The organism is Kitasatospora sp. NPDC001660, assembly GCF_053596725.1.
Window position 1 is genome coordinate 75,640 of the sequence record NZ_JBSFGU010000006.1, and the last position, 20,619, is coordinate 96,258.

At 73.1% G+C, this 20,619-nt stretch carries 19 protein-coding genes and 1 riboswitch; of the genes, 12 read left to right on the forward strand and 7 right to left on the reverse strand.

The window, feature by feature from the left end; all coding sequences use genetic code 11:
• Positions 1-205: 205 nt before the first annotated feature.
• On the forward strand, positions 206-1,915 hold the full coding sequence (locus ACWCXH_RS08915; protein ID WP_449800671.1) for an APC family permease: 1,710 nt from the start codon (positions 206-208) through the stop codon (positions 1,913-1,915).
• Between the two features lie 203 nt (positions 1,916-2,118).
• Here the strand turns inward: ACWCXH_RS08915 and ACWCXH_RS08920 are convergent, their stop codons facing one another.
• Positions 2,119-3,120: a class I SAM-dependent methyltransferase gene (locus ACWCXH_RS08920; RefSeq protein ID WP_449800672.1), complete on the reverse strand. Its 1,002-nt coding sequence runs from the start codon at positions 3,118-3,120 to the stop codon at positions 2,119-2,121.
• A gap of 387 nt (positions 3,121-3,507) precedes the next feature.
• On the opposite strand from ACWCXH_RS08920, the gene ACWCXH_RS08925 reads away from it, so the two are divergent.
• Positions 3,508-4,023, forward strand: coding sequence for a DUF6624 domain-containing protein (locus ACWCXH_RS08925; RefSeq protein ID WP_449800673.1), 516 nt, complete (start codon positions 3,508-3,510; stop codon positions 4,021-4,023).
• 248 nt (positions 4,024-4,271) lie between these two features.
• Complete coding sequence (locus ACWCXH_RS08930) at positions 4,272-5,666, forward strand: aldehyde dehydrogenase family protein (protein WP_449800884.1); 1,395 nt, start codon at positions 4,272-4,274, stop codon at positions 5,664-5,666.
• Positions 5,667-5,737: 71 nt separating this feature from the next.
• On the opposite strand, the gene ACWCXH_RS08935 is transcribed toward ACWCXH_RS08930, so the two are convergent.
• Both ACWCXH_RS08935 and ACWCXH_RS08940 read right to left on the reverse strand, forming a co-directional pair.
• Positions 5,738-7,231, reverse strand: coding sequence for a glycine hydroxymethyltransferase (locus ACWCXH_RS08935; protein ID WP_449800674.1), 1,494 nt, complete (start codon positions 7,229-7,231; stop codon positions 5,738-5,740).
• A gap of 70 nt (positions 7,232-7,301) precedes the next feature.
• Positions 7,302-7,398, reverse strand: a riboswitch (ZMP/ZTP riboswitch).
• Between the two features lie 535 nt (positions 7,399-7,933).
• Positions 7,934-8,560, reverse strand: coding sequence for a GNAT family N-acetyltransferase (locus ACWCXH_RS08940; RefSeq protein ID WP_449800675.1), 627 nt, complete (start codon positions 8,558-8,560; stop codon positions 7,934-7,936).
• 41 nt (positions 8,561-8,601) lie between these two features.
• Between ACWCXH_RS08940 and ACWCXH_RS08945 the strand changes: the two genes are divergently transcribed.
• The 3 genes from ACWCXH_RS08945 (at position 8,602) to ACWCXH_RS08955 (ending at position 10,404) form a co-directional block, all read left to right on the forward strand.
• On the forward strand, positions 8,602-9,087 hold the full coding sequence (locus tag ACWCXH_RS08945; protein ID WP_449800676.1) for a cytidine deaminase family protein: 486 nt from the start codon (positions 8,602-8,604) through the stop codon (positions 9,085-9,087).
• Between the two features lie 283 nt (positions 9,088-9,370).
• On the forward strand, positions 9,371-9,652 hold the full coding sequence (locus ACWCXH_RS08950) for a hypothetical protein (RefSeq protein ID WP_449800677.1): 282 nt from the start codon (positions 9,371-9,373) through the stop codon (positions 9,650-9,652).
• A gap of 188 nt (positions 9,653-9,840) precedes the next feature.
• Positions 9,841-10,404 carry an EF-hand domain-containing protein gene (locus ACWCXH_RS08955; RefSeq protein WP_449800678.1) on the forward strand — a complete coding sequence of 188 codons (564 nt, stop codon included), beginning with the start codon at positions 9,841-9,843 and terminating at the stop codon, positions 10,402-10,404.
• Positions 10,405-10,447: 43 nt separating this feature from the next.
• Here the strand turns inward: ACWCXH_RS08955 and ACWCXH_RS08960 are convergent, their stop codons facing one another.
• Together ACWCXH_RS08960 and ACWCXH_RS08965 are read right to left on the reverse strand one after the other, a co-directional pair.
• Positions 10,448-10,570 (reverse strand): hypothetical protein, encoded by a 123-nt coding sequence (locus tag ACWCXH_RS08960; protein WP_449800679.1) that lies wholly within the window; start codon positions 10,568-10,570, stop codon positions 10,448-10,450.
• 121 nt (positions 10,571-10,691) lie between these two features.
• Positions 10,692-11,681, reverse strand: coding sequence for an EamA family transporter (locus ACWCXH_RS08965; protein WP_449800680.1), 990 nt, complete (start codon positions 11,679-11,681; stop codon positions 10,692-10,694).
• Between the two features lie 163 nt (positions 11,682-11,844).
• Between ACWCXH_RS08965 and ACWCXH_RS08970 the strand changes: the two genes are divergently transcribed.
• From ACWCXH_RS08970 to ACWCXH_RS08990, 5 genes are all read left to right on the forward strand, one after another.
• The gene (locus tag ACWCXH_RS08970) at positions 11,845-12,279 is read left to right on the forward strand and encodes a gamma-glutamylcyclotransferase family protein (protein WP_449800681.1); all 435 of its coding nucleotides are present in this window, start codon (positions 11,845-11,847) and stop codon (positions 12,277-12,279) included.
• Positions 12,280-12,493: 214 nt separating this feature from the next.
• Positions 12,494-13,732 carry a precorrin-6y C5,15-methyltransferase (decarboxylating) subunit CbiE gene (gene cbiE / locus ACWCXH_RS08975; RefSeq protein ID WP_449800682.1) on the forward strand — a complete coding sequence of 413 codons (1,239 nt, stop codon included), beginning with the start codon at positions 12,494-12,496 and terminating at the stop codon, positions 13,730-13,732.
• A complete protein-coding gene (gene cobM / locus ACWCXH_RS08980; protein ID WP_449800683.1) occupies positions 13,729-14,490 on the forward strand; it encodes a precorrin-4 C(11)-methyltransferase in 762 nt (253 codons plus the stop codon). Before cbiE ends, cobM begins: the two co-directional genes overlap by 4 nt.
• A gap of 4 nt (positions 14,491-14,494) precedes the next feature.
• The gene (locus ACWCXH_RS08985; protein ID WP_449800684.1) at positions 14,495-15,262 is read left to right on the forward strand and encodes a cobalt-precorrin-6A reductase; all 768 of its coding nucleotides are present in this window, start codon (positions 14,495-14,497) and stop codon (positions 15,260-15,262) included.
• A gap of 213 nt (positions 15,263-15,475) precedes the next feature.
• A complete protein-coding gene (locus ACWCXH_RS08990; protein WP_449800885.1) occupies positions 15,476-15,661 on the forward strand; it encodes a mycothiol transferase in 186 nt (61 codons plus the stop codon).
• On the opposite strand, the gene ACWCXH_RS08995 is transcribed toward ACWCXH_RS08990, so the two are convergent.
• Together ACWCXH_RS08995 and ACWCXH_RS09000 are read right to left on the reverse strand one after the other, a co-directional pair.
• Positions 15,618-17,147 carry a UDP-N-acetylglucosamine 1-carboxyvinyltransferase gene (locus tag ACWCXH_RS08995; RefSeq protein WP_449800685.1) on the reverse strand — a complete coding sequence of 510 codons (1,530 nt, stop codon included), beginning with the start codon at positions 17,145-17,147 and terminating at the stop codon, positions 15,618-15,620. The genes ACWCXH_RS08990 and ACWCXH_RS08995 overlap by 44 nt on opposite strands.
• 171 nt (positions 17,148-17,318) lie before the next feature.
• Positions 17,319-18,482 (reverse strand): cobalt-precorrin-5B (C(1))-methyltransferase, encoded by a 1,164-nt coding sequence (locus ACWCXH_RS09000; protein WP_449800686.1) that lies wholly within the window; start codon positions 18,480-18,482, stop codon positions 17,319-17,321.
• A gap of 351 nt (positions 18,483-18,833) precedes the next feature.
• Between ACWCXH_RS09000 and ACWCXH_RS09005 the strand changes: the two genes are divergently transcribed.
• Positions 18,834-20,573 (forward strand): TIGR03767 family metallophosphoesterase, encoded by a 1,740-nt coding sequence (locus ACWCXH_RS09005; RefSeq protein WP_449800687.1) that lies wholly within the window; start codon positions 18,834-18,836, stop codon positions 20,571-20,573.
• Positions 20,574-20,619 lie beyond the last annotated feature (46 nt).

Sequence of the window (20,619 nt, forward strand, 5' to 3'; positions counted from 1 at the left end):
TTTTGTTTCTTGCCTATCCGGCCCGGCAGTTCCGGCCGGTACGTCGTCCCGAGGGCGGTGGAACCCCCGGATACCGGACACGAGATGGCAACGATCGGACGGTTTGAGCTTCCTCTGAGGTAAACGCCCGTTTTTGCCCCTTAGGCTGCTGGGCGTTTGTGTCCGGAATACCGACTCATGACCGTAAAAACCACGACACCACCCGATGCCCCCGAGCGAGAGGACCGATACGTTGAGTGAGCCCGAGCCGTCTACGGCATCGCACCAGAACCACTACCGTCGCTCGCTCGGCACCATCAGCCTCACCGCCGTCGGGCTGGGCTCGATCATCGGATCCGGGTGGCTGTTCGGCGCCGAGCGGGCCGCCAAGCTCGCCGGCCCCGCCTCGATCCTCGCCTGGGCGATCGGCGCCGCGGTGGCCCTGACCATCGCCCTCACCTACAGCGAGCTGGGGTCGATGTTCCCCAAGGCCGGCGGCATGGTCCGCTACGGCCAGTACTCGCACGGCTCGCTGGCCGGCTACCTCGCCGCCTGGGCCAACTGGATCGCCATCGTCTCCGTCATCCCCGGCGAGGCCACCGCGTCCGTCCAGTACATGAGCTCCTGGCACTTCGGCTGGGCGAAGGGGCTGTACGACGGCAAGGAGCTGACCCTCAGCGGCGTCGCCCTCGCGAGCGTGTTGCTGATCGTCTACTTCGTCCTCAACTGGTTCGCGATCACGCTGTTCGCCAAGACCAACACCGCGATCACCGTCTTCAAGGTCGTCGTCCCGACCCTGACCGCCGGCGCGCTGCTGTTCGCCCACTTCGACACCGCCCACTTCACCGCCCCCGGCGGCTTCGCGCCGAACGGCTGGAGCGCGGTGTTCACCGCCGTCGCCGTCTCCGGCATCGTCTGGGCCTTCAACGGCTTCCAGTCCCCGCTCAACCTGGCCGGCGAGGCCCGCAACCCCGGCAAGTCGCTGCCCAAGGCCGTCATCGGCTCGATCCTGATCGCCCTGGTGATCTACGTCGCGCTGCAGGTCGCCTTCCTCGGCGCCATCCCGGCCGCCGACCTGTCGAAGGGCTGGAGCGGCCTCGGCTACACCTCGCCGCTGGCCGACCTCGCGATCGCCTGGGGCATCAACTGGCTCGCGATCCTGCTGTACGCGGACGCCTTCATCTCGCCCTCCGGCACCGGCATGATCTACGCCGCCACCACCTCGCGCATGATCCACGGCGTGCAGGAGAACGGCCACCTGCCGAAGGTCTTCGGCAAGGTCGACGCCAAGACCGGCATCCCGCGCCCGGCGCTGCTGCTCAACCTCGTCGTCGCGTTCCTGTTCCTGGCCGTCTTCCGCGGCTGGGGCTCGCTCGCCGAGATCGTCTCGGTCGCGACCGTCATCTCGTACATCACCGGCCCGGTCGCCGTCATGGCGCTGCGCCGCCTCGCCCCGGACCTGCCGCGCCCGGTGCGGCTGCGCTCGATGCCGGTCATCGCGCCGGTCGCGATGGTCTTCGGCTCCCTGGTCCTGTACTGGGCCCGCTGGCCGCTCACCGGCAAGGTCATCCTGCTGATGGCCGCCGGCCTGCCGATCTGGGCCTGGTACGAGCTGCGCAAGCCGTGGGCCGTGCTGCGTCCGCACCTGATCGCGGGCGCCTGGATGGTCGCGTACCTGTTCGTGATGGCCGGCGTCTCGTGGGCCGGCAGCTCCGACTTCGGCGGGCACGGCTACCTGCCCGAGGGCTGGGACCTGCTGATCGTCGCCGCGATCGGTCTCGCGTTCTACTACTGGGGCGTCGCGAGCGCCTGGCCGAACCCGTCCCTGGCGGAGGTCCGGCGCGAGCTGAGCGAGGCGGAGGCCGCGCCGGGCACGCAGGACTCGGCGGCGGGCGCGCAGGACTCGGCGGCGTCGCCGGAGCCGTCGCGGGCGTGACAGCCTGAGGCGGGCAGGACAGTGCCGGAGTGCCGGTCGAGCTTGGCTCGGCCGGCACTCTTGCGTTCGGGTGGTGGGTGGCGAGGGACAGCCGACAGCAAACAAATGACAGATTTCAAAATCTGTTCGCTGAAATCTGTTACTTGTTACTTGTCATCTGTCGCCCTGCGACCGCCCGGCCGCCCGCCCGCGGCGGGCCCGTGTCAGCCGCGGCGGGCGCGGCGAATGGCGGAGGTGACCACCGGGGGGAGCAGGTCGCGGGCGGCGCGCTTGGCGACGTTGGCGGGGCGTCGCTGCTCGGCAGCGCGGGCGCGGCGGGCGGCGAGGTCGCGGGCGGCCTCCTCCTGCGCCTCCAGGAGCGCCCGGCGGGACTGGTCGGCGGCCCGGTCGGCCTCGCGGCGCGCGCTCAGCGCGGAGAGCCGCTTGTGGTGGCGGGACGGCCGGAACGGCTCGATGCCCTCCGAGGTGCCGGTCATGCGCAGCAGCTGCCGGCCGTTCAGGGTCTCCGTGCTCAGGTGACAGCCCTCGGCGAGGCCCACCCGGTCCAGCAGGTCACGCTGGAAGGGCTCCGGGTCCCCCCAGGTGCCGTAGAACTTGCACTCGGTGAGCAAAATCGGCCTGAGCCCGTGGTTGAACACGGCCTCCCAGGTGGCGGCGGCGACGCCCGGGGTGTGCTGGGAGCGGTAGTCGTCGAGCACCACGACACCCTGGTCCTGCAGCGCGACGCGGGCCACCTGGAGGTCGCCCACGACGTGCTCGTACAGGTGCGAGGCGTCGATGTGGATGAACCGGAACGCGCCCGCCGGTATCCGCCCGCCCGCCAGCGTCGAGGTCGGCGCCTGGACGATCTCCGGCAGCTCGCTGTGGAACGACAGGTAGTTCGACTCGAAGGCCGACCGGGTCAGGGTCTTGCGGTAGGAGATGTCCACCTCGGCGGCGTTCTCGTCGTCCGGCGCGTCCGAGTCGAAGAGGTCACAGACGGTGAACGACTCGCCGGGCTGGAGGTGCTCTCCGATGACGATCGCACTGCGCCCCAGGTATGCGCCCATTTCCAGCAGATCGCCCGTGACGCCGGCCTTCTCCTGCCGGTGCAGGAACCATTCGAAGGAATGCCGGTCGTGGTCCCAGAACCACCCCGGCACGTCGTCCAGCGAGGCCGGCTCGGTGGGCCGGTGCTGCTCGTCGGTGAACGCGGCATCGGTCACGGGGAAGCTCCTTTTGCGGTACGGATGACCTGCGGAATCGAGCCAGACCTCAGAGTGGCGACGGCATCCCGCCACCGCGGGGACGCGCAACGTGCCGACGGTGCGCACACGTCTTGCACCCGCCGCCAACCGTAGCCCCCCACAGCTGAGTTCGCAGCAATCTACAGCGCCGTCCGCGGGATTGAGGAGGCTTTCGCGCAGAAGAATTTCGTGGACCGTCGCATCGGGGCCGGAAGGTGGGCACGGCCGCGTCGATCACATGCATCCATTGTGCCGCATTCGCTCCGCAGAGTCACCATTCCGCGGAATGATCTTCGTCGCTTTTCGGCCGCCTACGGTGGTGGCAGTCGGCCCGCACGGAGGGCCGGGAGCGAGGAGCGGAGCGCAATGGCGACGACGGGGCACGACTTCGCCTCACTGGCCGGTGAGTTGACGGCGATGATGGCCGAGGACGCCGCCGCGGTGCGGCTGGCCAACAGCGCCGACCTGGCCGAGCAGGCGCTCTGGCGGCGGCTCACCGCCCGGCACGGAGACCGGCTGGCCGCGATCATGGCGGAGCACGGCTGGCCCACCGAGGCCCTGGTCGGCCCGGACGCGGCCAGGGCGGCCTGGCTGGTCGCCCAGCACGCCGACCGTCAACTCGACGTCCAGCGGCGGGCCGTGGAGCTGATGGCCGCGGCCGTCGCAAACGGCGCGGCAAGCGCACGCGACCTGGCGTTCCTTCAGGACCGGCTCGCCGTCAACGAGGGGCGCGAGCAGCGGTACGGCACGCAGATCGGCGCGGTCGCGAACGGCCGCCCGGTGCCGTGGCCGTGCGAGGAGCCGCAGCGACTGGACGAGCGGCGCGCCGAGGTCGGGATCGAGCCGTTCGACGAGTACACCGCGCGGTTCGCGCCGCGGTGACCGGCAGGTCCGCGGACCGGATCGACCCTTGCGCGCGACCACCCGGGCCGCCTTGACTTGGCCTTTGAACTAGCGCTGGTAGTCAAGCGCGGTGGAGCGCAGTCAAGCGCGGCCGAACGGCCAGGCGGACGAGAGGACTATCGGTGCAGCACGACGCGGAGCGGGGCGCGCGGAACGACGGGCGGCGTGACGGGCAGGGCGAGGAGCAGCACGGCGGACAGTGGTTCGGGGACCACGCGGACCAGTACATCGACGGAGCCTGGCGGCCCTCCGGGGACGCCGGGTCGATCGAGGTGCTGAACCCCGCGACCGAGCGGGTGCTCGCCACCGTGCCGGCCGGCGGGGCGGCCGACGTGGACGCCGCGGTGGCCGCGGCCCGCCGGGCGGCGCGGGCCTGGGGCGCGACCATCCGCGAGGAGCGGCTCGCGCTGCTGACCCGGCTGCGGGACGGCATCGCCGGGGCGCAGGACGAGATCACCGCGACGGTGGTCGCCGAACTGGGCGCACCGGTGGGCTTCGCGGCCGCCGTCCACGCCGGACTGCCGCTGACCGTCGCGACCTCCTACCTGACGCTGCTCGCCGAGCACCCCTTCGAGGAGCGGATCGGCAACTCGCTGGTGCTCGCCGAGCCGGCCGGGGTGGTCGCGGCGATCACGCCCTGGAACTACCCGCTGCACCAGATCGTGGCCAAGGTCGTCCCGGCGCTGGCGGCCGGCTGCCCGGTCGTCCTCAAGCCGGCCGAGGACACCCCGCTGGTGGCGCGGCTGTTCGCCCGGCTGGTGCACGAAGCGGGCTTCCCGGCGGGTGTGTTCAACCTGGTGACCGGCACCGGCGCGGTGGCGGGCGCGGCGCTCGCCGCCCACCGGGACGTGGACGTGGTGTCGTTCACCGGTTCCACCGCCGTCGGCCGCGCGGTCGCCGAGACAGCCGGCCGCGGCCTGAAGCGGGTCTCCCTGGAGCTCGGCGGCAAGTCCGCCAACGTCGTGCTGCCGGGCGCCGACCTGACCCGCGCGGTCAGCGTCAACGTGGCCAACGTGTTCGCCAACTCGGGCCAGACGTGCAGCGCCTGGACCCGGCTGCTGGTGCACCGGGACCACTACGAGGAGGCCGTCTCCGTAGCGGCGAAGGCCGCCGGCAGGTACGTTCCGGGTGACCCGGCCGACCCGCGGACCCGGGTCGGCCCGCTGGTCAACGCCGAGCAGCTGGCCCGGGTGCGCGGCTACCTGGAGGGCGCCGTCACCGAGGGCGCCCGGGTGGTCGCCGGCGGTCCCGAGCCGGTGGCCGAACTGCCCGTCGGCTTCTACGTCCGCCCGACGGTACTCGCCGACGTGACACCGGACATGACGGTGGCGCAGGAGGAGATCTTCGGCCCGGTGCTGGTGGTCCTCCCCTATCGCGACGAGGACCACGCCGCCGAACTCGCCAACGGCACCGAGTACGGCCTGGCCGGCGGTGTCTGGGCGGCCGACACCGAGACCGCCGCCGCCTTCGCCCGCCGCCTCGACACCGGCCAGGTCGACCTCAACGGCGGCCGCTTCAACCCGCTCGCCCCGTTCGGCGGTTACAAGAGCTCGGGGCTCGGCCGCGAGCTCGGCCGGCACGGGCTGGAGGAGTTCCTGCAGTACAAGTCGCTGCAGTACTGAGGAGGTTGGGGGCGGGGCGCCGCCTGCGCGTCCCGCCCCCTTGGCTGTCGGCCGCTCTTGGCTGCCCGCCGTCAGGCCAAGTCGACGCCAGGGTAGAGGGGGAAGGGGGCGAGGAGGTCGGCGGCGCGCTTGGCGATGCCGTCGCGGAGGGACTCGTCCAGGGCGTACTGGGCCTTGGACGGGGCGCCGTTCGCGGTGGTGGCGGGGGTCGTGGCGCGCAGGACGGTGTCGATGAGGGCGGCGATCTCGTCCATCTCGGCGGCGCCGAGTCCGCGGGTGGTGAGCGCGGGGGTGCCGAGGCGGACGCCGGAGGTGTACCAGGCGCCGTTCGGATCCTGCGGGACGGAGTTGCGGTTGGTGACGATGCCCGAGTCGAGGAGCGCCGCCTCCGCCTGACGGCCCGTCAGGCCGTGGCCGGAGACGTCGGCGAGGACCAGGTGGTTGTCGGTGCCGCCGGTGACGAGCTTGCCGCCGCGGCGCAGCAGGCCCTCGGCGAGCGCCTGGGCGTTGTCGACGACGGCCTGTGCGTAGGCCCGGAACTCGGGGCGGCGGGCCTCGGCGAAGGCGACCGCCTTCGCGGCCATGACGTGCGAGAGCGGGCCGCCGAGGACCAGCGGGCAGCCGCGGTCGACGTGTTCGGCGAGCTCGGCGGTGGACAGCACCATGCCGCCGCGCGGGCCGCGCAGCGACTTGTGGGTGGTCGTGGTGACGATGTGGGCGTGCGGCACCGGGTCGAAGTCGCCGGTGAACACCTTGCCCGCGACGAGGCCGGCGAAGTGCGCCATGTCGACCATGAGCGTCGCGCCGACCTCGTCCGCGATCTCGCGCATCTTCCGGAAGTCCACGCGCCGCGGGTAGGCGGAGTAGCCGGCCACCAGGATGAGCGGGCGGAACTCGCGGGCGGTCTCGCGCAGCGCGTCGTAGTCGATCAGGCCGGTGGCCGGGTCGGTGCCGTAGCTGCGCTGCTCGAACATCTTGCCCGAGATGTTGGGACGGAAGCCGTGGGTGAGGTGGCCGCCGGTGTCCAGGGACATGCCGAGCATCCGCTGGTTGCCGAGCTCGTGGCGCAGCTCGGCCCAGTCCTGCTCGGTGAGGTCGTTGACGCCCCGGACCTCGGCGCGCTCCAGGGCCGGGCTCTCCACGCGCTGGGAGAGGACCGCCCAGAAGGCGGTGAGGTTGGCGTCGATGCCGGAGTGCGGCTGGACGTAGGCGTGGTCGGCGCCGAAGAGGGCGCGGGCGTGCTCGGCCGCGACCGTCTCGACGGTGTCGACGTTGCGGCAGCCGGCGTAGAAGCGGCGGCCGGCGGTGCCCTCCGCGTACTTGTCGCTGAGCCAGTTGCCCATGGCGAGCAGGACGGCCGGGGAGGCGTAGTTCTCGCTGGCGATCAGTTTGAGGGAGGCGCGCTGGTCCTCGATCTCCCGGCCGATGGCGGCGGCGATGCGCGGCTCGACGCCGGCGACGACGTCGAGGGCGCTGCGGAAGGCGGTGTTGGCGGCTGCGCCGGCGGCGGTGTGGGGCGGCTGCTCGTTCTGCGACTGTTGCTCGTTCTGCGGTTGCTGGGCCAAGGCGGTCTCCTCGTGGGGCGCGGACCCGGGTCGGGGACCCGAGGTCCTGGACGCGAAGTCATGGACGAGTGTGGACGGCCCAGGCGCTCGGCAACGGTCGTGCACGGGACACGGAGCCGCTTCCCGATGGTCGATTCCATCCGTGCGCGCCAGTCGCGGCTCACCGGGATCGTATCAATGCCCGCAGGGGCGTGGCGGAGGTCCCGGGATTCGGGACGGGCCGCCCGGATTGCGGCGCGATGTCCGTTTCATTGCAACGCCGGCATTATGGCGGAACGACGCCGCCACACGATCTCAGTGCGTACCAAAACAACGCCCGGGAAATGTCCGGGAAATGCGCGGCGGGCGACTTTCCGAACTCCGTCGCGCCCGGTCTGATGGCGCCCGACCGGCAGGCGGGCAAACCCCGGCAGGCGGTTCGAGAACGCACACGATCGCACTCCCCACCCGCAGGGCGGCGGAGGATTCGGGGAGTACGGCTCTCATGGCGCCCCCTTGCGCTCCCTTGCCGATAGTTGACGAACGGTCGCCTCGGAGGGATTCGCGCCATCCGTGGTGGAGCGGGAATCGGCGCGCCGACTCGTCGAAGTGGACGACCTCGCCGTCGTCCGGCACTTCTGCGACCGGGTGGCCGTGATGCACCGGGGACGGCTGGTCGAGTCCACCGAGCGCGGCCGACTGTTCGCCGTGCCGCACACGGGACTACACGCGCGAGCTGCTCGCCGCCGTGCCCGGGACGGGCTCCCGCGTGGGCTCCGGGCGGGCCCCGGTGGCCGGCTGAAGCTCCAGGTCGGTGGCGAGGAGGGCGTACAGCTCCATGTCGCGGCGCTCGCCGGCGATCGTGCGGTGCCCGCGCAGCAGGCCCTCGCGCCGGAAACCGGCCCGCTCGGCCGTCCGCAGCGAGCCGGTGTTCCACGGCTCGATGTGCAGCTCCAGCCGGGCCAGCCCGACCTCGTGCAACGCCCAGCCCGCGACCGCGGTCAGGGCGTGGCGGGCCACGCCCTGACCGCGGGCCGAGACGGCCGTCCAGTAGCCGATCGTCGCGCGGCCGTCGCCCTGCGGGAACAGCCCCACGAAGCCGACGGCCCGCTCGTCGGCCCGGCGCGCGACGGCGAACGGGTAGGCGGCGCCGTTCGCCGCCTTGGCCCACTGCCGCTCGACGAAGGCCCGCGCGGCGTGCGCGTCGTAGCGGACCGGGACGGTCGTCACGAGCGGGATGTACGGGTCGGCGGCGGCCTCGCGGAGCACGTCGGCGTCGCTGAGCCGCCACGGGCGCAGGTCGAACGGGCCCGCGAAAAGTGTTGGCACGAACAGGGGGCTGCGGTCCATGCTCGAAGCCTGCCACGAACGACCCGGGAGACCCACCGAAAATGTCCGCCTCCGATCCCGTGCCCGCACCCGGGTCTGCGCCCATCCCTGGTTCGGCGTCCGTCCCTGGTTCGGCGTCCGTCCCTGCGTCCGCGCTGTCCGCCGCACACCGGGAGCTCGTCGACGCCGCCGAGGACGTCGTCCGCCGCTTCGCCCGCGCGGACAACCACACCGTCGCCGCGGCCGCCCGCAACGCCGACGGGCGGATCGTCACGGCCCTGAACGCCTACCACTTCACCGGCGGGCCCTGCGCGGAGCTCGCCCTCATCGGCGCGGCGGCCGGCCAGGGCGCGTACGACCTCACCGCCATCGTCGCGGTCGCCGACCAGGGCCGGGGCGTCGTCCCGCCCTGCGGACGGTGCCGGCAGGTGCTGATCGACTACTTCCCCGGGATCGACGTGCTCGTCGGCCGCGGCCCGGACCTGCGGGCCGTCCCGGTGCGCGAGCTGCTGCCCGAGGCGTACGTCTGGGCCGCACACGAGGACTGAGCCCGCGACTTTCGGCGCTCCGGCGCCCCCGCCGTTCGGACCGGATGCGGGTGCGCCGCCTCCGACCAGGGGCTGACGCCCAGGGTCCCTGCGCCCTGGGAGAGTTCACCGACCCGCGAGGCGCGGTAGGTAGCGGGAAGTGCTCGGGTACATGAGGACCCGGGTGGGTGACACGGCCGGGTCGGTGAGGGCCGGGCGGGTGAGGGCCGGGTGGCAGCGGGCTCGGAGCGGATGGGGGGAGCCGGTGGAAGGAAGATCCGCAGTACGGTGGCCACAGATCGGCGTGTGCCTGGCGGTGATCGCGCTCGCGGGCGGGGCGGCGGGAAGCTGGCAGCTGTTCCAGCGGGACGCGCCCTGCCAGGGTGACGGACCCCCGTGGCCGACCCCCGCGCTCGGGGTGGTCGGGCTGGGACTTGTCGGGGCGGTCGCGGCGGCGCTCTCGTGGGTGGCCGGATGGTGGCGGCACTCCCGGCGGGCCCGGACCGCGCTGTGGTCGCTGGCGGCGGTCGCGGTGCTGTGCGGGATCGGGATGGTGCTGCTCGGGCGCTCGTGGTCGTGCGAGTGATCCGGGGCCGACTGGTCGTGCGAGCGACCCGGGACCGGCGCGCGGCGACTGCCGCAGGTCGGTCGGGCCGCCGTTCGCCTGCGCGGCCGCGGCCGGAGGCGCTAGCGTGCTGGCGTCGCGTCGGCGTCGTGCACCGGCATGGCTCAACAGCAGTGTTCACCAGCAGGGACCGTCAGCCGAGGGGACGCATGTCGGACGAGCTGCTCATCGCAAAGATCAACCACGGGTTCGAATGCCTCGACACCGACGGCGACGGGCTGATCACGGAGCGGGACCACGTCCTCATGGGCCGCGCCGTCGCGCGCTCGCTCGGCCACCAGGAGGGCTCGGAGGCGGAGGCGATCATCGTCCGCGCCTACCTGACGATCTGGCACGACCTGCACCTCGCCCACCTCCCCTCCGGCACGGAGTCGGTCACCCGCGAGCAGTTCGTCCGCTCGACGAGCTCGCTGGCCGACGACCCGGAGGCCGCCCGGAGCAGCCTCGGGGCGCTCGCCGAGGCCTTCCTCGCCGTGGCCGACGCCGACCGCAGCGGCACGGTGGACGCGGGCGAGTTCTTCGTCTTCCAGCGCGGCCACTTCGTCGGCCTCTCGCGCGACGACGCCGACGAGGCCTTCCGCCGCCTGGACCGCGACGGCGACGGCACGCTCTCCGCCGAGGAGTTCACCTGCGCGATCATCGAGTTCTGGACCAGCCGTGACCCCGAGGCTCCCGGCAACTGGTGGGCGGGCACCCCGCCGCACGCGCTCTGAGCGGCGGGCCGACTCCCCGACCGGGACGGTTCGTTCGGCGCCGTCAGGCTTGCGGGACGGTCCGCTCGACGACCGTGTCGAGCAGCGCGGCAAGGCCGTCCGCGCCCAACACCTCGGGCAGCGTGAGGTGTTCGAGGATCAGGCCGGCCATGGCGAGGCAGAGCACGACGACCGTGTCAGGCAGTACCCGGTGGTGGCCGGCTCCGGCGTGCCGCCGTTCCGCGCGGACTTCGCGCCGCGCGCATTCGTCCTCACCGGCAGCCGGACCTTCGAGCGGGGCAACGCCATCACTTACGCGCGGACTTCCGGCTGACGCTCACCACCAGGCACACGCCCGCCACCACGACCGCCCCGCCCGCGAGTGTCGGGCCGGTCAGCGGCTCGGTCAGGATCAGCCAGCCGAGCAGCACCGCGACCACCGGGTTCACGTAGGCGTACGTCGAGACCAGCGTCAGCGGCGCGTTCCGCAGCAGCCACGCGTACGCGGTGAAGGCGAGCAGCGAGCCGAACAGCACCAGGTAGGCGAGCGCGAACCAGGACCGGCCGGAGATCGCGGCCACGTCCAGCCCGTGCGTCTCGCCGCGCACCAGGCCGATCAGCAGGTCGCCGAGGCCACCCGCCAGCATCTGGTAGGCGCTCGCGGCGAGCACGTTGCCCGGCATCGGAAGGCGCTTGCTCACGAACGAGCCGCCCGCCCAGGTCAGCGTGCCGCAGATGATCACGATCACGCCGAGCGGCGCGATGCCCCCGCCGATCGCGGGGGCGGAGAGCACACCCAGGCCGACCAGGCCGAGCAGCACCCCGGCCAGTTCGGCGGGCCGTGGGCGCTCGCCGCCGAACGCCGTCAGCAGGACCATCCACAGCGGGACGGCGGCGACCAGCAGCGCGGCGAGGCCGGACGGGACCGAGCGCTCGCCCAGCACCACGAGGCCGTTGCCGCCGGTCAGCAGGAGCACGCCCACCAGCGCCGAGGAGGCGAGCCGGCGCGGGCTCACCCGCAGGCCGGCCGGGCCCTGGCGGACCAGCAGGAAGCCCGCGAGCAGGACGCCGGCGGTCAGGAAGCGGGCGGCGGCGGAGAGGAAGGACGGCATCGTCTCGACCGACACCCGGATCGCCAGGTAGGTGGAACCCCAGACGACGTAGACGACGGCGAGCGCCAGCCAGACCGCGCCACCGAGCCGGGCCGGGCCGGCAGGGGACACGGGGCGCGAGGAGGCCTCGCCGCCGAGGCCCCCGGCGGAGGCCTCGGGCGATTGGGAGGAGGCGGGCGCTGTCATGGGTGTCCCCCTTGGACGGTGCTGGCCGAACACCCGCCATGACACCGCATCGGCGGGCCCGCGCGCCAGTGGGTATCACCAGTCGGGCACGAGGACGTACCGTGGGCGCCCCCCGGGGCAGGAGGTCGAACCCGTGTCTGACGAACCCGCGTCTGATGAATCCGTGCCCGATGAGTCCGCGCCTGATGAGGCACTGCCGTTCTTCGTCTACGGCACCCTGCGCAGCGACGGTCACAACCACGCTGCCCACCTGGCCGGCCGCTGCGCCGACGTCCGGCCGGCGGTCCTCGAGGGCGCCGCCCTCCACGACGGCCCCGGGTTCCCGTGGGCGGTACCGGACCCCACGCCCGGGCGCCGGATCGTGGGTGAGCTCGTCACGGTACGCCCGGGCGCGTACGCGGGCGCGCTCGCCGACCTGGACCGGCTGGAGGAGTGCCGGGCCGACGGGACGGGGCTGTACGTGCGGCGGCGGATGACGGTGCGGACGGGGGCGGCCGAGACGCGGGAGGCGTGGGTGTACTTCGCCGGACCGGCCGCGGCGGAGCGGCTGCGAGCGCGGCCGGCGCTCATCGCCTCGGGGGACTGGGCGAAGAGGTGACGGGGGCGGGGGCGAGGGACAGCTTTCAGCGAACAGATAACAGATTTCGAAATCTGTTATCTGTTCGCTGAAAGCTGTCATCTGTTCGCGGTCATCCGTCGCCCGCACCTCTCCGCTGCCGCACCCCTGCCCGCCCCTCCACCCTGATCCTCCGCCAAACCGCCAGGTAGGCTGCCCCGGCCAGATCCGTTTCCCGTCGACGAGGAGCCACCCGGTGCCCGAGCTGCCACCCACGATCACCGTCGTCGGGATCGGGGCCGACGGCTGGCCCGGCCTCGCCGCGACCTCCCGCGCCGCCCTCCGCGCGGCCGAGGTCGTCATCGGCGGCCCCCGGCAGCTGGACCTCCTCCCCCGAGACGAGGTCGCCGCCGACCGCGTCCCCTGGCCCTCCCCGCTGCGCCCCGCCGTCCCCGGGCTGCTCGCCGCGCACGCCGGCCGCCGCATCGCCGTCCTCGCCAGCGGCGACCCGATGTTCTACGGCATCGGCCGCACCCTCACCGAGACGGTCGGCGCCGCACACCTCCGCGTCCTGCCGCACCCGTCCTCCGTCTCCCACGCGTGCGCCCGCCTCGGCTGGCCCCTGGAGGCCACCGAGGTGGTCAGCCTCGTCGGCCGCCCGCTGGACACCCTCGCCCTCGCCCTCCACCCGGGCCGCCGCCTGCTCGTGCTCAGCGCCGACGCCACCACCCCGGCCGCCGTCGCCGCACTGCTCACCGCCCGCGGCTACGGCACCGCCCGCCTGCGGGTGCTCGAACAGCTCGGCGCCCCGGCCGAACGGCACCTCGAGGGCCCGGCGGACGGCTGGCCGCACCCGCCCGGCGACCCGCTGAACGTCATCGCGGTCGACCTCGACGACGGCCCCCGCACCTCCCTCGTCCCCGGCCTGCCCGACGCCGCGTTCGAGAGCGACGGCCAGCTCACCAAGCGCCATGTCCGCGCCGCGACCCTCGCCGCCCTCGCGCCCGCCCCCGGCGAGCTGCTCTGGGACGTCGGCGGCGGCTCCGGGTCCATCGCCATCGAGTGGCTGCGCGCCCACCGCGACTGCCGGGCCGTCGCGATCGAACGCGACCCCGTCCGGGCCGAGCGCATCGCCCGCAACGCCGCCACGCTCGGTGTCCCCCGCCTGCGCGTCGTCACCGGGCCTGCCCCCGCCGCGATCGCCGAACTCCCCACCCCCGACGCCGTGTTCATCGGCGGCGGCCTCACCGCGCCCGGCCTGCTGAAAAGTTGCTGGGCCGCGCTGCCGCCGGGCGGCCGGCTGGTCGCCAACACCGTGACGCTGGAGTCCGAGGCACTGCTCACCGACTGGTACCGGCGCCACGGCGGCGAACTCGTCAAGCTCGCCGTCGCCCATGCCGTCCCCGTCGGCGGTTTCACCGGGTGGCGGCAGGCGATGCCGGTCACCCAGTGGTCCGCCGTCAAGCCCAACACCCCCCAGGAGGACGCCTCGTGACCGTCTACTTCATCGGAGCCGGCCCGGGCGCCGCCGACCTGATCACCCTGCGCGGCCAGCGGATCCTCGCCCGCGCCGAGGTCTGCCTCTACGCCGGCAGCCTGGTGCCGCGCGAACTGATCGACGAGTGCCCGGCCGACGCCCACCTGGTCGACACCGCCCGGCTCAACCTGGACCAGATCGTCGCCGAGTTGGTCCGCGCCCACGAGGCCGGGCAGGACGTGGCCCGCCTGCACTCCGGCGACCCGTCCGTCTTCTCCGCCGTCGCCGAGCAGATGCGCCGCCTCGACGCGGCCGGCGTCCCGTACGAGGTGGTCCCCGGTGTCCCCGCCTTCGCGGCCGCGGCGGCGGCGCTGAAGCGGGAGTTGACCGTGCCGACGGTCGGCCAGACCGTCATCCTCACCCGGATCGCCAAGCGCGCCACCCCCATGCCCGAGGGCGAGGACCTGGCCACCCTCGGCCGCAGCGGCGCCCTGCTGGTGCTGCACCTGGCCGCCGGCTACGTGGACGACGTCGTCGAGCAGCTGCTGCCGCACTACGGCGCCGACTGCCCGGCCGCCGTCGTCGCGATGGCCAGCCGCCCCGACGAGCTGGTCCTGCGCGGCACCCTCGCCGACATCGCCGAGCAGGTGAAGGCGGCCGGCGTGGTCCGCACCGCGGTGATCATCGTCGGACGGACACTCGCCGCCGAGCAGTTCCGCGACAGCCACCTCTACTCGGCGGACCGCGAGCGCCCGCACGAGCCCTGCGGGGCGTGACCGGGTGGCCCGCCACGTCCTGATCCTCGGCGGCACGACCGAGGGCCGGGCTCTCGCCGCCGAACTCGCCGGGCACCCGCTCGTGCGCGTCACCAGCTCGCTGGCCGGCCGGGTCGCCCAACCCCGGCTGCCCGCCGGGGAGGTGAGGATCGGCGGCTTCGGCGGTCCGGAAGGCCTGGCCGCCTGGCTGCGCGCCGAGCGCGTGGCCGCCGTGGTGGACGCCACCCACCCGTTCGCCGCCGGCATGTCCCGCAACGCCGCCCTCGCGGCCGCCGCCACCGGCGTGCCGCTGCTGGCGCTGCGGCGGCCCGGCTGGGCGCCGGTCGACGGGGACCGCTGGCACCCCGTCCCCTCGCTCGCGGCGGCGGCCGAGGCGCTGCCCGCCCTCGGGCGGCGGGTGTTCCTCACCACCGGGCGGCAGGGCATCGGCACCTTCGCGCACGTCGACGGGCTGCACTTCGTGGCCCGCTCGGTCGACCCGCCCGAGCCGCCGTTGCCGTCCTCGCTCGAAGTCCTGCTGGATCGTGGCCCGTTCACGCTGGACGGTGAACGGGGGCTGCTGCGCGAGCACCGGATCGACGTCCTCGTCACCAAGGACAGCGGCGGCGCCGCCACCGCACCCAAACTCACCGCCGCGCGCGAACTCGGCCTGCCCGTGGTCGTCGTGGAGCGCCCGCCGGTGCCGGACGGCGTGCCGGTCGCACCGGACGTCCCCGGGGCGGTCCGCTGGCTGGCCGGGACGACCGGAGCCCCCGACGGGCTCGCCGGGTAGGCGCGGCGGCTGGAGGCGGTACCGGTCGGCGCGCCCGGCCACGCCGTTCTGCGCGCTCCGCGGAAATCACCTCGCACGTCCGCCCCCGCGTCGGCACGATGGACCGAATGACAACGATCAGCGCACCGCCAGGCTCCGCACCGCCGACGAACGAGTCACCCTGGCCGGCTTCCTGGACCACCAGCTCGACACTCTCGCGATGAGTGCGCGGGCCTGACCTCCGGCCAGCTCCGTGCGCGCGCCCTCGAACCGTCCGGCCTCAGTCTGCCCGGCCTGGTCCGCCACTTCGCCGAGGCCGAGCGCGGCTGGTCCCGCAACGTCTTCGCGGGCCGTCAGATCCCCCCCTCCCGGACCGTCAGATGTCGCGGAACGTCTCGATCTGCGCGCCGATCGAGTTGAGGCGCTCGGCGAGGTCCTCGTAACCGCGGTTGATGACGTAGACGTTGCGCAGCACCGAGGTGCCCTGCGCGGCGAGCATCGCGAGGAGGATGACCACCGCGGGCCGCAGCGCGGGCGGGCACATCATCTCGGCGGCGCGCCAGCGGGTCGGCCCCTGGACGAGGACGCGGTGCGGGTCGAGGAGCTTGACGTCCGCGCCGAGCCGGGTCAGCTCGGTGAGGTAGATCGCGCGGTTGTCGTAGACCCAGTCGTGGATCATCGTGGTGCCGTGCGCCGCCGCGGCGATCGCGGCGAAGAACGGCACGTTGTCGATGTTGATGCCGGGGAACGGCATCGGGTGGATGGTGTCGATCGGCGCGGTCAGCTTGGACGGGCGCACGGTGAGGTCGACCAGGCGGGTGTGGCCGTTGTGGGCCCGGTACTCCGGGGTGCGGTCGTAGTCGAGGCCCATGCCCTCCAGCACCGCGAGCTCGATCTCCAGGAACTCGATCGGCACCCGGCGGATCGTCAGCTCGGAGGAGGTGACGACGGCGGCCGCGAGCAGGCTCATCGCCTCCACCGGATCCTCGGCCGGGGTGTAGTCGACGTCGCAGGTGATCTCCGGGACGCCGTGCACGGTGAGGGTGGTGGTGCCGATGCCCTCGATCTTCACGCCCAGCTTCTCCAGGAAGAAGCACAGGTCCTGGACCATGTAGTTGGGCGAGGCGTTGCGGATGACGCTCACGCCGTCGTGCCGGGCGGCGGCGAGCAGCGCATTCTCGGTGACGGTGTCCCCGCGCTCGGTCAGCACGATCGGACGGTCCATCGGGGTGCCCGGCTCGACCGAGGCGTGGTAGGCGCCGCCGGTGGTGGCGACCTCCAGGCCGAAGCGGCGCAGCGCGGTCAGGTGCGGCTGGACGGTGCGGGTGCCGAGGTCGCAGCCACCCGCGTACGGGATGGCGAAGTGCTGGGCGCGGTGCATCAGCGGGCCGAGGAACATCAGCACGCTTCGGGTGCGGCGGGCGGCCTCGACGTCCATCGCGGCGAGGTCGAGCTCGGCCGGCGGGGTGAGTTCGAGGTCGCGGCCCTCGTTGATCCAGCGGCTCTTGACGCCGATGCTGGTGAGGACCTCGAGGATGCGGTAGACCTCCTCGATCCGGGCGACGCTGCGGATCGTGGTGCGGCCGGTGGTGAGCAGCGAGGCGCAGAGGATCGCGACGCAGGCGTTCTTGCTGCTGCGGACGTCGATCGCACCGGAGAGGCGGGTGCCGCCGGCGACGCGCAGGTGCATCGGGCCGGAGTAGCCGAGGGAGACGATCTCGCTGTCGAGGGCTTCGCCGATGCGGGCGATCATCTCAAGGCTGACGTTCTGCTTGCCCTGTTCGATGCGGTTGACCGCGCTCTGGCTGGTGCCGAGGGCCTCGCCGAGCTGCGCCTGGGACCAGCCGCGGTGCTGGCGCGCGGTACGGATGAGGGTGCCGATACGGGTGAGGTAGTCGCCTGTCACTCGGCAGACCATATCTCACGCTTGAGATGACGACAGAATCAGCGGTGGGCGAACTAATCGTTTTGTCCGTTTCTCGCCCCACATGGGCATCAGATCTTCACACCACCATGAGATATAGCTGAGTTTTCGCCGGCCATCCGAAGCCTCGGCCCGGGCCCGACCGGCCGCGCCTCATGGCCCGAGCGGTTCCGCCCGTCCGACGATGGTGCCCGCGCGGTCGATGCAGATGACGTCCACCGCCACCGGGGAACCGAGGAGCACGCCGAGCGCCGTCGCCCGGGCCGCCTCGGCGACCAGGTCCCCGAGCGGCACGCCCGCCGCCCGGCACAGCTGCACCGCCTCCAGCCCGGTGTTGGCGGCGGCCACCGCCCCGGTCAGCGCCTCGTCCGCGCCGCCGCGCCGAGCCAGCTCCGCGAGGTAGCCCTTGTCCACCTGCGAACGCGCCGAGTGCAGGTCGAGGTGGCCGGCTGCGAGCTTGGACAGTTTGGCGAAGCCGCCCGCGATCGTCAGCCTCGGCACCGGGTGGCGCTTGAGGTATTTGAGGACGGCGCCGGCGAAGTCGCCCATGTCGAGCAGTGCGTCCTCGGGCAGTGCGTGCACGGCGACGGCGACCTTCTCCGAGGTCGAGCCGGTGCAGCCCGCCACGTGCGTACGGCCGGCCGCGCGCGCCACGTCCACGCCGCGGCGGATGGAGTCGATCCAGGCCGAGCAGGAGTAGGGGACGACGATGCCGGTCGTGCCCAGGACGGACAGGCCGCCGAGGATCCCGAGCCGGGGGTTCCAGGTGGAACGGGCGATCTCCTCGCCGTTGTCGACGGAGACCTCGACGACGACGTCCCCCGTGCCGCCGTGCTCGGCGGCCACCTCGGCGACGGCGTCGCGGATCATCTGCCGGGGCACCGGGTTGATGGCGGGTTCACCGACGGGCAGCGGCAGGCCGGCCTTGGTGACCGTCCCGACCCCGGGACCGGCCCGGAACACCACCCCCGCACCGGGCTCACCGGCCCGCACCGTCGCGCGGATGAGGGCGCCGTGGGTCACGTCGGGGTCGTCACCGGCGTCCTTCACCACGCCGGCCATCGCGCTCGGGCCGCTCGGCGCGCCGGGAACGCCCGGGGCGCCCGGCGCACCGGCCGCAGTGAGCTCTTCCGCGGCCAGGGCGAAGGCGGGCTGCTGCCCCTTGGGGAGGGTGACGGTCACCGGGTCCGGGAACTCGCCGGTGAGCAGCGCCGTGTAGGCGGCCTTGGTCGCGGCGGTGGCACAGGCGCCCGTCGTCCAGCCGTGTCGCAGGCCGCTGCTCTTCAGCTGCCCGGCCCGGCCTCCCGGTTCGGCCACGTCCGCCTCGCTCGCTGTCTCGACTGCCGTCTTCGTGTGCCTGCGTGGCGGCCCCGCCGACCGCCGGTGCCGATTTTCCCCCATACGCCGGGCCGGGCGGCGACCGGGGCCCTCGGCGGAGGCGCCGGGTGGAGGTACCGAACGGACGTGCCGGGCGACGCGCCGGGCGGAGGTGCCGGTGAGGCGGCGGGAACGGCCTCCTCAAGTTCCCGAGAAGTTCTCTGCACGGGTCTCGAAAGCGGCACCTACCAGCGAGTAATCTGTCGCTCCGCCAGAAGCGGGTTCATGACACGAGGCCCGGGACCGGAACAGCCGGCCGGGCCATCAGAATGTGGGGTTTTCGTGGCAGGGATGAGTCGGCGCACGTTCGTCACGGGTACGTCGGTGGCCGCCGCCTGGGCGGCCCTGTCGCTGGGCGGCGCGCAGTTCGCGTCGGCGGCGGCGCGCGACCGGGCGCTGGCGGCCACCGCCGCGAGAGCCGTCCGGGTGACCGGGACCACCCTCGACCAGGTGGCGACGCCGGTCGGCGACGGATCCTACAAGCGGCTGACGGCCGGACCGGGCTGGCCGTTGGTCGTGCGCGGGGACATCGCGGCCCCGGGCGGCGGCCGCGACGACCGCCGCACCGGGCTGGCCAGCTTCGTCCAGTTCTCCGACCTGCACCTGGTGGACAGCGAGTCCCCGTTCCGCTTCGAGTACCTGGCCAAGTTCCTCGGTGCCGCGCACCGGCCGCACGAAACCCTGAACGCCCGCGGCGTCTCGGCCCTCGTCGAGCGCGTCAACTCGCTCGCCGGCGGCCCCTACACCGGGATGCCGTTCAGCATGGTGATGGCCACCGGCGACAACACCGACAACCACGAGCACGTCGAACTCGACTGGTACCTGACGGTGATGGCGGGCGGGCGCCTCGCCCAGAACACCGGCGACCCGAACCGTTACGAGGGCGTGCAGAGCTCCGGCAGCTCCCTCTACTGGAACCCCGAACTCGCCTTCCAGGACGACTACAAGGCGAAGGGCTTCCCGCAGATATCCGACTTCCTGTCGGCCGCCGGCCGTCCCTTCGACGCCCCGGGCCTGCGCACTCCCTGGTACACGACGGTCGGCAACCACGATGACAGCCTTGAGGGTTCGCTCCCGGACCTCGGCCTGCTGAACGACATCTACACCGGCGAGTACAAGCTGGAGGGCTGCGACGACGCCGAGGCCGCCCAGCTGATGGAGGCGCTGCGGCACGACCCGGCGGGCGCCGCGCTGCTGCTCGGCAAGCTGCTGGCGACCGGCGACGCCGTGCGCCGGATCACCCCCGACGAGCGCCGACGGCCGTTCACGCTCAAGGAGTTCGCGAAGGCCCACCTCGACCCGGCCGTCACCGGCGCGGGCCCGCACGGACACGGATTCACCTCGGACATGGTGAACAGCGGCAAGCTCTTCTACACCTTCCGCATCTCGGAGAAGGTGCTCGGCATCAGCCTGGACACCACCAACCAGGCCGGGTTCGCGGACGGTTCGCTCGGCACCGCGCAACTGCGCTGGCTGGAGCAGCAGTTGAAGGCGCACAGCGGGCACTGGTACGACGCCGACGGGCGCCGGGTGACGGGCGGCAGCACGGACGACCTGATCCTCGTCTTCAGCCACCACACCAGCACCACCATGGGCAACCTGCTGCCCGACCCGCGCAACATCTTCGAGCGGCGCCACGACGGCAACGAGCTGGTGGCGCTGCTCCAGCGCTACCCGAACGTCGTCGCGTGGGTGAACGGCCACACCCACATGAACAAGATCACGGCGCACGGGCACGCGGTGCCGGAGCGTGCGTTCTGGGAGATCAACACCGCCTCCCACATCGACTACCCGCAGCACGGCCGGATCATCGAGATCGCGGACAACGGGGACGGCACCCTGTCCCTGTTCACGACGCTGATCGAGTCCGACGCGCCGTACGGGACGGACTTCGCCGGCACGTCGGACGCCAACCTGGCCGCGCTCTACCGCGAGCTGTCGTACAACGACCCGTACGGCCGCCCGGCCGCGCTGCTCGGCGCGGGGCAGGACCACAACACCGAGCTGCTGATCACCAAGCCGACGCGCTGACGGGTCGGAGCCGACGGGTGACGCCCGGCGAGTGACGGCCAGCGAG

Excerpts from the sequence above, each read along its gene's own strand:
- ACWCXH_RS08915 (WP_449800671.1), top strand. The coding sequence starts at position 206 with ATGCCCCCGAGCGAGAGGACCGATACGTTGAGTGAGCCCGAGCCGTCT.
- ACWCXH_RS08925 (WP_449800673.1), top strand. The coding sequence starts at position 3,508 with ATGGCGACGACGGGGCACGACTTCGCCTCACTGGCCGGTGAGTTGACG.
- ACWCXH_RS08940 (WP_449800675.1), bottom strand. The coding sequence starts at position 8,560 with ATGGACCGCAGCCCCCTGTTCGTGCCAACACTTTTCGCGGGCCCGTTC.
- ACWCXH_RS08945 (WP_449800676.1), top strand. The coding sequence starts at position 8,602 with ATGTCCGCCTCCGATCCCGTGCCCGCACCCGGGTCTGCGCCCATCCCT.
- ACWCXH_RS08955 (WP_449800678.1), top strand. The coding sequence starts at position 9,841 with ATGTCGGACGAGCTGCTCATCGCAAAGATCAACCACGGGTTCGAATGC.
- ACWCXH_RS08965 (WP_449800680.1), bottom strand. The coding sequence starts at position 11,681 with ATGACAGCGCCCGCCTCCTCCCAATCGCCCGAGGCCTCCGCCGGGGGC.
- ACWCXH_RS09005 (WP_449800687.1), top strand. The coding sequence starts at position 18,834 with ATGAGTCGGCGCACGTTCGTCACGGGTACGTCGGTGGCCGCCGCCTGG.